Origin of the sequence: Candidatus Liberimonas magnetica (assembly GCA_020523885.1) — a bacterium.
GTDB classification, from domain to species: Bacteria; Elusimicrobiota; Endomicrobiia; order Endomicrobiales; family JAFGIL01; genus Liberimonas; species Liberimonas magnetica.
The window spans coordinates 53,460-66,803 of sequence record JAJAPY010000002.1; the positions used below are offsets into that span (position 1 = coordinate 53,460).

Sequence of the window (13,344 nt, forward strand, 5' to 3'; positions counted from 1 at the left end):
CTTTTCTATACGCTAAACGCTATACGCTCCACGCTAAAAATAGGAGTTGTGTTAATGAAAGATAAAACTGTAGAAGATATCTCTGAAACGATAGAAGACGAGAAAATAAAACAACGGGTCCAGATAGAAAGTGTCCAGCCTAAGATAAACGGCGGCAGGTTCCCTGTTAAAAGGATAGTCGAAGATACGGTCAAGGTTGAAGCGGACATATTCGTTGACGGGAATAACGAATTATCCGCAGTGCTACTCTACCGCGAGGAAGACCACAGTAAATGGACAGAAACGCCTATGGAGCATTCGGTCAATGACAGGTGGGTGGGGGAATTCAAAGTAAGCGAGATCGGACAGTGGAAATATTCTATTTGCGCCTGGATAGACCATTTTAAATCCTGGCAGCGCGATTTTAAGAAAAGAGTGGAAGCAGAACAAAATGTCGAAATCGACATCCTAATAGGGTTGGAATTGATAAACAGCGCACTCAAAAAAGCTTCAACAAGAGATAAAGAAAAGTTGAACAATATTATCGGAAAACTTAGCAATAAAAGGAATAAAGCAGAGGCCAATAAAGCTGCTCTTTCGGATGAACTGAAAAAAATAATGGCGAAATACCCGGATAGGGCCAATGCCGTGACATACAGGGAGCTCACGGTTATCGTTGACCCGAAGATCGCTCGTTTTAGTGCCTGGTATGAAATGTTCCCGCGCTCAGCAGGCTCAATACCGGGCAAACACGGTACTTTTAAGGACGTTATCTCGCGGCTGCCCTATATAGCTGATATGGGTTTTAGCGTACTTTATTTACCTCCTGTTCATCCGGTAGGGCTGCAATTTCGCAAAGGCAAGAACAATTCTGTAAACGCCGAAAAAGGTGCTGTGGGAAGCCCTTGGGCCATAGGCAGCAAGGAAGGCGGGCATTATGCGATAAACCCTCAATTGGGCACATTAAAAGATTTTCAGGAGCTTATCAGGGAAGCAGGCAAGCTCGGGATATCGATAGCTTTGGATATAGCATACCAGTGTTCTCCGGACCATCCTTATGTTACTGAGCATCCGGAATGGTTCCGTAAAAGGCCGGACAATACCATACAATATGCCGAAAACCCTCCGAAAAAGTATCAGGACATCTATCCGCTTGATTTTGAAACCGCTGACTGGCAGGGCCTTTGGGATGAACTAAAAAACATCGTTATATACTGGATAAAACAGGATGTAAAGATATTCAGGGTGGATAATCCGCACACGAAAGACCTGTCGTTCTGGGAATGGATGATATCGGGCATTAAAAAGGAATATCCTGAGGTTATATTTTTGTCCGAGGCTTTTACGCGGCCGAAACTCCTGTACAGGCTGGCAAAGCTGGGTTTTTCACAATCCTATAATTATTTTCCCTGGCGCAACACAAAATGGGAACTTACTGAGTTCATAACTGAACTGACCAAGACCGAAGCCAAAGAGTTCTTTAGGGCAAACCTGTGGACAAATACTCCAGACATCTTAACCGAATACCTTCAGGTCGGAGGCCAGAATGCCTTTAAAATACGTTTTATCCTGGCCGCGACTCTGGGTGCAAACTACGGTATCTACGGCCCTGCGTTCGAATTATGCGTAAATAGGCCTCTGGGAGTAAACAGCGAAGAATATTTAGATTCTGAAAAGTATGAGATAAAACTTTGGAAGAGAGACGGCACGGAGAGCTTGAGGCCGTTAATAACAAAAATCAACCAGATACGAAATGACAATGAGGCTCTGCAGTATGACGACAACCTGGAGTTCTATCCGATAGATAACGATTCCCTGCTGTGTTACGGAAAACACAGCCCTGATTTTTCCGAGATTTTGATAATCATCGTGAACCTTGACCCCAGATGGGCACAATCAGGCTGGGTCGAACTGCCGCTGTCTAAATTCGGGATCGGTGATAAAAAACCTTATCAGGTGCAGGACCTTCTGACAGGGGTGCGCTATTTATGGAACGGCCCGAGGAATTTCGTCAAACTTGACCCATCTAAAGCCTGTGCTCATATTTTCAGGGTGAGACGGTATCATCACACTGAAAAGAGCTTCGATTATTATTTATAGTGCAGCACCTAAATGGAAAACAAAAAAGCCATATTTTTTGACATCTATAACACCCTCATTAAAATAAAAACAGACGAAAATGACTTTAAAACTTATGAATTTCTTTCTAACTGGCTTGCCTATAAAGGCGTAAAGATCACCCCAAGAGGGTTGTTAAGCCAGTATAGAAAGATAATAAATGAAGAACTGCGCTCAAGCAAAGAACCTTATCCGGACGTTGAGATAAAAGATGTTTTCGAACGGATTACAAAGAAAAAAGATATTTTAAAAGAGCTTACTCTTCTTTTCAGGGTACTTACAACAAAGTCATTGATCATTTTACCTAATGCAAAGCAGGTACTGGACTCTCTGCATAGAAAAGTGAGGTTAGCTGTTGTTTCAAACAGCCAGAGGTCTTTTACAATGCCGGAACTGGCAAGGTTCGATATAGCCAAATATTTTGAATATATATTATTTTCCTCGGACATCAAAGCCCGTAAACCCACACCCAAGATATTCTTAAAGGCCTTAGGCCGTATGAAAGTAAAGCCGGCTGATGCGGTATTTGTTGGAGATGACCTGTTCGAGGATGTGGCAGGAGCAAAAAGAGCCGGGATGAAAGCTGTCTGGATAAAACACAAGGAAATTCAAAACTTACCTGCAGAAAATAAATGGCCCCTGCCCGATGCAGAAGTAAAGATCGATAATTATAGTAGTTTGCCTGAAGTTATTTGCAATTTGATTGATAATCCTTAGGAGAGAAGTTGGCATGCAGAATAAATATTTGAACAAGAAAACAATAAAAGCAGCTCTTTTAGTGGGCCTTATCACTCTTTCCTGCCTTCTTCTTTATTCAAGGATAAAAAGCGAAAAGGAAAATAAAGCTGTGGAACTATGCCTTAGTTTTGAAGAAGCCTATGACTTATGTTTTGTTAACAACTATGATTTTGTGGATTTTCTTAAAAGAGCGCAGGCTATAGGAGTGGCCAGCTTTTCAGTAAGCGAAGAAACATTATCTTCGTTTGCAAATTCTGGAAAACTCATTTTTTATTCGATGGGCGAATATAAAAGAATGCAGCTTCTTGACGTAGTTTCGGGTTACGGCAAGGTTAATAACGACACAATAGTGGCAGCGGATAAAGACTTTGCCCAACAGATAACAGAGCAATTGACAAAAAGGTACGGGTTCGCCGTAATCGTAGATAAGGCCGGCAAAAACACTATACTTAACCTTAAATTCAATTCTTCTTACAGGCCGGGTTTCTGGTCAGACAATTTGAGCCTGGGTTTTAACCCTGAAAAAATAAAACAATTGAAAGACCTGGGATTAAAAGTAGTATTACGGCCTCAAAATATTGGCAATCCGGTATGGATGTTCGAGAACTTACCCGATAATATATCCGGGTTTTTATGGGAGGGAAAAGAAATAGCAGGCTATCCTGCCAAAGACAAGGAAACAGGACAAAACCTGATAAAAAGCGGGGTTAAGTACTTTAGCCTTGAGTTTTGCAAATTGGCCGGCGAAGATACCCTTATAAGGTCAAATCCTGCGAAAATGGTCTCGGGCCATGTTATATCTGCGGATGAATTAAATGCAAATCAAAATCCGGCTGTGCATATATTACGCTGGGTAAGAGCTGTGAAGGAAAGGGGGAACAGGTTCCTTTACTTTCATTTCTTTAAGAACAGGCCCGTTGAAGACAATATGACATACCTCAGGTCAACCGCAAAAAGAATAAAACAGGAAGGTTTTTATCTTGAACCTTCAAGCCCTCCTGCTTACCCGATGGGAAAATTGATATTTGAAAGGCGTTTATTGATATTTATCATTGCGATATTCTTCCCGATCTATGCTCTTTATAAGGGGAAAAGTTATCAAAACCCGGCCGTTTCCTATGCGGTCATTAACTCTATAACAGTTTCAGGAGGCCTTTTAATAGCGGCATTTTTTTATGACCTTATTTTCATGCAAAGGATAATTTTGCCGTACTCCGTAAAATTATCGATCTTAATGCCGTTACTATTAGCTGTCTTTGTATTGTACAACCTGCCTGAGTTGAGGAATTTCTTAAGGTATCAGGTAAAAGGCAGGCATATTCTATATGCTGCTCTTGCGGCCCTGGTATTAGGTGTAATGCTCCTGCGCAGCGGAAATTACCAGGCCGGGGTTTCACCTTTAGAATTAAAGGTGAGACAGTTCCTGGAAAATGTATTTATAGTCAGGCCAAGAAGCAAAGAATTTCTTTTCGGCCAGCCCTTACTTTTGGCAGGCCTTTATTTTAAGAAGAGAAGTCTTATATTGCTCGGTATGCTAGGTCAGGTTTCGATCATAAATACTTTTATGCACGCACATACACCGGTACTTACTTCTTTGTTAAGGGTTTTTCACGGGGTTTGGCTGGGTTTTTTTATAGGCATGACAGCGATAGCTGTTTTTGAATTTACAAAGGCAATTAGAATAGAAGAAAAATAATATAGATGAATGTCCTTATATCCGGCTATTATGGTTTTAATAACCTTGGGGATGAATTAATACTTAAATCCATAATTTCTGAGCTGCGTTTAAAAATAAAAAATCCCGGCATAACAGTCCTTTCAGCAAACCCAAAAGACACAGCATCTCTTTACAATGTCCTTTCGATAAACAGGTGGTGCCCTTTCAGGATAGTTAAACATATCATAAACTCTAATATCGTAATCTTGGGCGGCGGCGGGTTATTCCAGGATATAACCAGCAGCTTGAGCCTCTATTATTATTTGCTGGTCATAATTATTGCGAAAATATCCGGGAAAAAAATATTCGTTTATTCCGTAAACATCAACGAACTTAAAGCTTTTAATAGTACACTCGCCTCAAAAGCCCTGAAATTGGCAGACACAATTACCGTAAGAGACAAAGGGTCTTTAAATATCCTTGAAAGCTGGAAGGCAGGCCTGAAAAAGTGCGAGCTCACTGCAGATCCCGTATTTCTAAGCGAGAACATAGCCTTTAACAAATTAAAATCCAGCCCGAATATAGCTTTTATTTTGCGTGATACAGGAAATAACGGTGCCCGGGCAGAGGAATTCGCAAGCCTGGCAGACAGGTTAGCCGGGCATTTTTCCGGAGAGATAATGTTTATACCTTTCCAGCGCCGGAATGATGATTGTTTTGCGGATAAAGTATCAAAAGCGATGAAATATCAAAATAAAAAAATATATAAATGGGAATCTCTGGAAGATGTTTTTAAAATATATTCAGGATTAGACTTAATAATCTGCCAGAGGCTGCACGGCCTGATTTTGGCATCTTTATATGCCGTACCTTTTATCGCTATATCAGATGATGAAAAAATAATAAATTTTGCCAAGGAAATAGATGGGGGCCTGGCATTGCCTTTAACCGGACTAAACCCGGATAAGGCCTTTGACCTTGCTTTGAACATATATGAGCATAAGGATAGATTCCAGGACAACATGCGCCGGCTGCTTCCCCTTATTAAAAAACGCGCTCAAAAGACATCCGATATCCTGATGCAGCTATTTTAAACTTCCCTTATCAGGCGCTCTCGGAATAACCGGTCATAATTGGGAAGGTATCAAGATATTTAAAATTATTTTCTGAAGGCCTGTAGTAAAAGTTACCCAGGTTTATATAACCCGTACTGCCGCCGGGATTTATCTCAATAGCTTTCTTAAAGGTTTTTATTGCTTCAGAGGAACGACGCTTTTTGTCGAGATGGTTTAGAACCTGGTTCGCCTCTCTCTCCCATAAGTACGATCACCATGTTGGGCTTATAGGTTCTAAGGACATATTCTAAATTCTCTACTATGATCGAAGAAGTATTTTCTGGAGATCCAAGATTAAAAACGCTGAACTTTAAACCAAGATTCTTTCTGTTCAGTACTTCTTCCAATTGTTGAGGGAAAGGATGTTTGCCGCTCATCAATATCGATGTTCCCAAACATGCTATGCGGTAGTTGCTTTTTTGCTGTGCGGAGAATTTGTTGACGATGTCCTAGAATGACAAAGACTTGAGTATATCCAAACGCAGGCCTATTTCCAATAAACTTACTACGAAAATAATCTTTAATAAGGTTACAAGTATTTTTTTACTTAATAACTCCAAGTTATTTAAATATCTAATCTCTTTCATTTTAATGCACTTTCTTAAACTTTTTGATAGTGTAGCAAAATAATTCAGCCCTTGCAAAAATATTGCCCTTCGCGCACAAAAAATATAGCATGGCATTTACAATTAGTTAAATTTTTTCTATAATACACTAATATGAAAATAGACAATATATTGACTTTATTGATCATATCCCTTGTTTTGTCGCTTTCCGGACTCGGGTTAAACGCCTATTATCTGGCGAATAGCTATTCCGCCCAGCTTTCATCGAAAAACCAGGTTGCAGTTTTTATAAAAAAACAGAATAAAACTGAGTCTTTAGAAGTAATAAAAGAAAAGATCATAAATCTAAACGGTATCAGCGAAGTGGAATTAAAGAGCCCTGAAGATATCCTCAAGGACATGCCTCATGTCGCACCTATTGTCAATGACATAATGATACTCGGCGAAAACCCGTTTTCGCCTTATTTTATCGTAGAGACTTCGATAATAAATTTGTCGTATATTATGGCGCTTAAAGATAAATTAATGTCTTTTGAAGGTGTCGAAGAAGTCAAGTTCGATGAAAACCTGGTTTCTATGATCGAAGGGCTCGATAATATAATACAATTCTACAAGTTTGTATGGAAGGCCGTGCTGATAATCGCTGGACTGTTTATTTTTTTCAAATATATTATTCTCCTTATCAAACGGGCGCTTTTTATAAAAGAAATGGTCTACATCTTGTTGCAGGGCCTGGCATCGGGTTTGTTTGGCTGGCTGGTTTATAAGGGGTTCAGCCATTATTTCTCTGCCCCCAATATTATCCAAATCCCAAGCGGATATATAGCTTACTTCCTGCTTAACGGATTAATTCTGTCTTTGGCAATAAAGAAAGATTAGTAAAAATGAAATTTTATATAACAATTGCAGTAGTTCTTTTTATAAATTGCGGTGTTTATGGCAAATCCGTAAATGACTATAAGCAGGAAATAAATTCAAAATCCCAGGAACTGGACTCCGTACAAAAAACCATTCAGGAAAAAAAGCTCCAGAAAGAAATATACCAGAAAAACGAAGAAAGCACAAAAAAAGAATTGAACGAGGTAGAAAGCAAAGTATCGAGCCTGAAATTAAAAGGTGCGGCATTAAAAAAAGAAATAACTAAAGCCCAGCAGAACCTGAAAAGGATCGGACAGGAATTAAGGTTCGCAGGCTGGGAAAAGGGGAAATGGAAAGATACCATAAATAAGGAAGCAGACCTGTTTAACCGGTATTACTACGGTTATTTCAGGGTTTTTTCAGACCTGGTCTCTGAAAAATTATACTGTGAAGTGCTCTCAAAGAAAAAAGAGTATATGGTCAGAGCTGAAAAAAAAGAAAGCATTTATAAAATATCTTTAGGCAAATGGCAGGCGGCACAAAAAAAACTTTTAGAACTTGAAACTCAGCTTATAAAAACAACAAGCCAGCATAAGGATTTAAAGAAACAGAAAGAAAAACTACTTGAAACCGCGATAGGAAAGCGGGTTGCGGCAGAGAATGAGATCCGTGAGCTTGAGGCTTCAAAGCAGGAACTAAAGCAATTATTATCTAAGCTCTCTAAAGAGAAAAAGAAGAGCGAGCAGGAAATTGCCGCTAAAAAGGCCTTTAAAGAAAAAAGAAAACAGCTTCCCTGGCCGCTTACCGGAAAGGTAATAACGAATTTCGGCAGGAACAAGCACCCTGACCTTGATACTTACTTGATAAGCAACGGCATAAAGATACTTTCTCAGAACAGCGCTGTTGTAAAGGCGGTATCAGGCGGGGAAGTAATGTTCTGCGGCGAGTTCCGGGCTTACGGCCAGATGGTTATATTGGACCACGGCGGCGGTTTCTATACGATCTACGGGCACCTTGGTGAAATAAGCGTAAAGGAAGGCGGCAAAGTAAAAACAAACGACCCTGTCGGCACTTTAAACAGTAACGGAGATAAGAATGCAGTGCTGTATTTTGAAGTTCGTTCCGACGGAGTAGCAGAAGACCCGATGCTGTGGCTTAAATAATGACAATCTCTAAACGGCAATCTCGAATTTCGAATACAGAATTTCGAAAAAATAACCAATAAGACAAAACGGCAAAAAGAGAAACAGAATAAAAGACAAAAATATTGAATTTGAAGTAACTTTGCTGTTTTGAATATTAGCTATTGTAATTTTTTTCGATATTCGAAATTGTGTGCCTTAAAGCAACTACGTAGATAATAAAAACACAGATATTTTTGACATTACGAATTTAGTAAACAGGAGGTTTGTATGAGAAAGGTTTTAGCTGTTTGTATGGCAGTTTTTTTGCTTGCCGGATCGGTATCTGCTGATACGTTTAAGATCCTTGGTTCAAGAGCCCTTGGTATGGGCGGAGCAGCTGTGGCTGTGGTAGGGGACAGTACGGGAAATACAAATGCCGAAACCCAGTACTGGAACCCGGCGGCACTCGGTCTTCATGCGGGAGTAAGTATTGATTTACCTTTCGGTGTCCAGGTTGAAGCTACCGGCGGTATTTTGGATTCAGCCAAACAGATATCGGACTCTGCCCAGCAGTTTACCGACATAAATAATGCCCAGGAAAATGGCAGCGCTATAAACCTGCAGCAGATAAAGGCTTTTGCTCAAGGGATACAAAGCCTCCAGAAACTTAATAAAAGCGGGCTTGGCATGCTTTTAGGCGTCAACGGCGGTTTAAACGGCGCTTACGGCACCTGGGGATTATCTGCGAATTATTTTGCTTCAGTCGGTGTGACACCTCATGTAGAACTGGTCAACCTTTCGCTCGGCACTATAGCTCTCAAAAATGCTCTGCATAAACTCAGGGGTGCCGGCGGTTTAGGAGGGATAAACCTCGGTGATCTTCAATCACTCTTTGGAACCCAGACTACGCTTACGAACCAGGATATCCAGAACTTGATTTCTGATCCGGGAACTGTTACGCCTTCCGGCTCGAATGTTACTATAGCCGACGGGAGCTTAGCCGCGGCAAGCCAGGACCTGAAAGCCACTGTGGATATACTTGTTAACCAGGCTAATGTGGGTTTGACGTTTAACGGAACGACCTATACTACTCAGCAGATAGCCAACGCTCTTGTCAATGTGGCACATAATGAGGGTGTATCAAATGCGGATATTAAATCAACGGTAGATACGATAGTAACTATACAGCCGCTTTTACAGGATATATTGCAAAGCGGGAACAGTTCAAGTTTTTCCAACAATAATTCAAATGTAACCCTGGCCGGCATAGTCTACGACGAAATAGCGTTGGGCCATGGAATGAATGCTGCATTTATAGACGAGTCACTTAAGAACCTCTATTTGGGGTTTAACCTGAAATATTTGCAGGGCACGGTCGGATATGTTAGACAATATGTCTTTCAGGGAGATGTTGGAGATTCAAAAGACCTGGTCTCAGACATGACAAAAGACATGGCTACCTCTTCGAGTTTCGGTCTTGACCTAGGGTTTCTTTATGATATGAAGAAAAATTATAAAACCAGGGTCGGGCTTCTTTTAAGGAACCTGAACAACCCGATGTTCACCCAGCCGCAGTCAGCAATTGATGCTGGTGTCACCGACAAATATAAATTAGGCACCCAGGCAAGGGCCGGTATTGCGTTCTGGCCGTTCAGGCCCATGACCCTAGCCCTCGATTACGATCTGACCCAAAATGAGACCCCTGTCATAGGTTTTAGCTCAAGGTATGTCAATGCCGGATTAGAATACAATATATTCAATAAATCCTATGCTAACCTGGCCTTAAGAGGCGGTGTAATGAAGAACCTGGCAAACAGCGCTGCTTCTATGGCCTATACCGGCGGGATAGCCTTGAACCTTATACATTTTGTAATCGATATAACCGGTGCGATATCTTCGGAGACAGTTGAGATAGACAGCGGGCAGAGTATTCCGTCTTCAGGCGCTGTAAACCTATCGTTAGGGCTGACCTTCGGCGGAGAAAAAAAAGAACCTAAACAAGAAGAGCCAAAAGAAGAACCAAAAGAGGCTCTCAATGAACCACCGGTAGGAACCGCTAAAAAAGTATCGAGCGGACTGAATTTAGCCATTACTGATTTTGAAAGCAAGGGCACTTCGGCCTCTGATGCATCTGTAGTAACTGATTTTATCAGGACTGATATGGTGAGCAACGGGTATTACAATGTACTTGACCGCTCAAACATGGAAACCCTGCTGGCAGAACAAAAATTCCAGATGTCGGGTTGTACAACCTTGGAATGTGTAGCTAATATGGGTAAGGTCCTTAACGTACAGGTCGTGTTAACAGGTTCGCTGTCAAAGCTGGCAGAAGATTATTACATAACAGTTTCATTGGTGGACGTTGAAACCGGAAAGGTCACAAAGTCCGTAGATCAGAAAGCTAAGACGCTGGATGAGTTAAGGGATGTTTGCCGGCAAATTGTGGAAAAGATCACAAAATAGATGGGAGTAAAGTCAATTTAGAAATTCGAATACCGAAATTCAAAAAGTAAAAGCAATCTCGAACAACCAATTTCGAATTTCGAAAAAATAATCAATAGGCAAAAAGAAAACAGAAAAAATTTGAATTTATTTGTTGTTAGAATATTTAGTATTGATGTTTTTCGGATTTCGGGATTGATTATTCGAAATTTAAGATTAAATAAATTATGGAGGTTGTGAGAAAATGAAGAAGACAGTTTTGATAGGTGCGATGATGGTATTTGTGGTTTTGGGCGCGGCGAGGTTCCGGGTTTTTGCGGCAGAGGATAAAACCTATGACCAGTTAAAACTCCTGGTTGACGTTATGTCTTTGATACAAGATAATTACGTGGAAAATAAGGAATCAAAACAGTTGATAGTAGGCTCGATAAAAGGGATGGTCAAAACCCTTGACCCGTTCTCTCAGTTCATGGAGCCGGAAGCGTATAAGGAAATGTCTACAGAAACACAGGGGGAGTTCGGAGGGCTTGGAATAAGGCTTTCGTATAAAGACGGCTGGCCTACAGTCATAACCCCGCTGCCGGGCACACCAGCCTACAGGATAGGGGTGCTTCCAGACGATAAGATTGTCAAGATAGAAGGGAAATCTACGAAAGACTCCACTTTAGAGGATGTTGTAAATAAACTCCGCGGAAAACCCGGGACAAAGGTGACTATTTCCATAGCAAGGGATAGTTTTAAGGAGCCTGTCGATTATACGATCGTAAGGCAGATAATAAAAATCGAAACAATAAGAAGCAAGATGCTTGCCAACAATATCGGGTATATCCATCTGTCGGAATTCAACGCAAATTCAGACAAAGACCTCGATAAAGCTTTAATGAAGCTTAAAGAAGAAGGCATGAAATCTTTGATATTTGACCTGCGCAATAATCCCGGAGGCCTGCTTGATGTGGCTGTGGACGTCTGCAAGCATTTTTTAGGCGATGATAAACTTATCGTTTATACCCAGGGAAGGAACCCGGATAGCCGCAGGGAATACCGGTCAAGAGGCAAAGCGGATTACGGGGATATACCTATGGTGGTCCTTGTCAACAGGGGTTCTGCTTCAGGTTCTGAGATAGTTGCAGGGGCGATGCAGGACCTCAAAAGAGCGTTGATAGTAGGTGCTACCACTTTCGGAAAAGCAAGCGTTCAGTCGGTATTCCCGGTCGAAGACGGGAATGCTTTAAGGCTTACGACCGCAAAGTATTATACGCCTTTGGGAAGAGGCATACACAGAGATGAAACAACGGGAAAAGGGGGTATAGCTCCTGATATAATTTTAGAAATACCGAATGAAGTTGAAGCAAAGTTATATGCCCAGGCAGAAGAAATATTTGCACCGGGTAAAGAGCCTAAACCTGCAGTAAAAGAAACTGAGATCATAAAGGATGTTGTCCTGGAACGTGCAATAGAACTGTTGAAAGCCAGGGAAATTTTCTTTGCAGCCCCTAAACAATAAAAAACATAATGTTAGATAGCCAGGGCGGTATAATCAGGTTGTTTTTCGGCATAATACTTGTATTCATTGGAGTGGTCTTATGGTTGTTCTTACAGGGAAAAGCCAAGAACTATTACATGAGAGCCATCAAATTCGATAGCGGTTTATCAGATGTGCTTGTGGCTAACGGTATAGATGATTCAAACATCGTATCCCAGCAAAGGCTGAAAAAAAAGTCAGGTTTTAACACCTGGATAGAGTTTAACAAAGAGATAAAATTAAATAATAAAACCGACCTTTCAAAAATAAGGCAGCAAACCGAACTCCTGGCAAAAAAAAGTACTCTAGAGTTTTATCAGCTGAAGGCTAGTTCGGATGCGGTGACCTTTGAAATAAAGCAAAAAGACAAAGTATTCTCAAGGGTAACCTTCCTTCAAACTCATGGCCCAGGTGTCCTTTTGGAAAAATCAAAAACACCCTTTAGAAATAAGAAACTAGTAGCTATCGTAATAGATGACGTCGGGTATAAAGAAGATCTTTCGGAATTTTTAAGCCTGGGCATACCGGTCAATTTTGCAGTATTGCCGAAAGAAAGATATTCAGCCAGGATAGCGGCCAAACTGAATTCTTTAAAGATGCCTTTTATCATGCATTTGCCTATGGAACCAGAGAAATATCCCGCCGAAAACCCCGGAAAATTCGCTCTTCTTTTGAAGATGAACGGCAAAGAGATAGAAAAAATATTTAATGAAGACCTTAATTCGCTCAAAGGAGCGGCCGGCGTGAGCAACCATATGGGCTCGGCATTTACTGCGGACAAAGAAAAAATGGGGATATTACTGAATCTTGTAAAAAAAGAGAATTTGTTTTTCCTTGATTCATATACTTCTCAAAATTCGAAGGCCAAGAAAACCGCTAATGAAATAGGCCTGAAAAATTTAAGGAACGATATTTTTATTGACGTTAAAGATGAACCGGATTCCATAAATAAGCAGCTGGCTGCGGTAATGAAGACAGCTCAAAAATACGGCCAGTGCATAGCTATAGGCCATTTCCATAGAAAATATGTTATCCCGGCCCTTAAAGAGAATTTAGAGAAGTTTAAAGAAAATAACATTGAATTTGTATATTTAAAAGATCTTTTTTAGAAAGGCAAAAAACAAATCCGAATTTCGAATATCGAAAAAATAATCAATAACCAAAATAGCAGAAAAGAAAAATGTAAGTCGTAAAGTCAATGTTTTTAGAATTTAGATATTTGATG

General features: G+C 40.6%; 9 protein-coding genes. All 9 read left to right on the forward strand.

What is annotated here, in order from left to right; all coding sequences use genetic code 11:
- Nucleotides 1-54 precede the first annotated feature (54 nt).
- A complete protein-coding gene (locus LHV68_01690; protein ID MCB4790575.1) occupies nt 55-2,079 on the forward strand; it encodes an alpha-1,4-glucan--maltose-1-phosphate maltosyltransferase in 2,025 nt (674 codons plus the stop codon).
- Between the two features lie 12 nt (nt 2,080-2,091).
- On the forward strand, nt 2,092-2,814 hold the full coding sequence (locus LHV68_01695; protein ID MCB4790576.1) for an HAD family hydrolase: 723 nt from the start codon (nt 2,092-2,094) through the stop codon (nt 2,812-2,814).
- Between the two features lie 13 nt (nt 2,815-2,827).
- Nucleotides 2,828-4,531, forward strand: a complete 1,704-nt coding sequence (locus tag LHV68_01700; GenBank protein ID MCB4790577.1) for a DUF5693 family protein — start codon at nt 2,828-2,830, stop codon at nt 4,529-4,531.
- A gap of 5 nt (nt 4,532-4,536) precedes the next feature.
- Entirely contained in the window at nt 4,537-5,586 is a 1,050-nt protein-coding gene (csaB, locus tag LHV68_01705) for a polysaccharide pyruvyl transferase CsaB (protein ID MCB4790578.1), read from the forward strand.
- Between the two features lie 740 nt (nt 5,587-6,326).
- A complete protein-coding gene (locus LHV68_01710) occupies nt 6,327-7,052 on the forward strand; it encodes a permease-like cell division protein FtsX (GenBank protein ID MCB4790579.1) in 726 nt (241 codons plus the stop codon).
- Nucleotides 7,053-7,057: 5 nt separating this feature from the next.
- Nucleotides 7,058-8,194: a peptidoglycan DD-metalloendopeptidase family protein gene (locus LHV68_01715; protein ID MCB4790580.1), complete on the forward strand. Its 1,137-nt coding sequence runs from the start codon at nt 7,058-7,060 to the stop codon at nt 8,192-8,194.
- A gap of 249 nt (nt 8,195-8,443) precedes the next feature.
- Entirely contained in the window at nt 8,444-10,618 is a 2,175-nt protein-coding gene (traF, locus tag LHV68_01720; GenBank protein MCB4790581.1) for a conjugal transfer protein TraF, read from the forward strand.
- Between the two features lie 223 nt (nt 10,619-10,841).
- Entirely contained in the window at nt 10,842-12,101 is a 1,260-nt protein-coding gene (locus LHV68_01725; protein MCB4790582.1) for a S41 family peptidase, read from the forward strand.
- 8 nt (nt 12,102-12,109) lie between these two features.
- On the forward strand, nt 12,110-13,228 hold the full coding sequence (locus LHV68_01730; protein MCB4790583.1) for a divergent polysaccharide deacetylase family protein: 1,119 nt from the start codon (nt 12,110-12,112) through the stop codon (nt 13,226-13,228).
- Nucleotides 13,229-13,344: the final 116 nt, after the last annotated feature.

Bases quoted from the DNA above. Each gene is read 5' to 3' on its own strand.
- LHV68_01725 (MCB4790582.1), top strand. From the start codon at position 10,842: ATGAAGAAGACAGTTTTGATAGGTGCGATGATGGTATTTGTGGTTTTG.
- LHV68_01715 (MCB4790580.1), top strand. From the start codon at position 7,058: ATGAAATTTTATATAACAATTGCAGTAGTTCTTTTTATAAATTGCGGT.
- LHV68_01690 (MCB4790575.1), top strand. From the start codon at position 55: ATGAAAGATAAAACTGTAGAAGATATCTCTGAAACGATAGAAGACGAG.
- traF (MCB4790581.1), top strand. From the start codon at position 8,444: ATGAGAAAGGTTTTAGCTGTTTGTATGGCAGTTTTTTTGCTTGCCGGA.
- LHV68_01730 (MCB4790583.1), top strand. From the start codon at position 12,110: ATGTTAGATAGCCAGGGCGGTATAATCAGGTTGTTTTTCGGCATAATA.
- LHV68_01710 (MCB4790579.1), top strand. From the start codon at position 6,327: ATGAAAATAGACAATATATTGACTTTATTGATCATATCCCTTGTTTTG.
- LHV68_01695 (MCB4790576.1), top strand. From the start codon at position 2,092: ATGGAAAACAAAAAAGCCATATTTTTTGACATCTATAACACCCTCATT.
- csaB (MCB4790578.1), top strand. From the start codon at position 4,537: ATGAATGTCCTTATATCCGGCTATTATGGTTTTAATAACCTTGGGGAT.
- LHV68_01700 (MCB4790577.1), top strand. From the start codon at position 2,828: ATGCAGAATAAATATTTGAACAAGAAAACAATAAAAGCAGCTCTTTTA.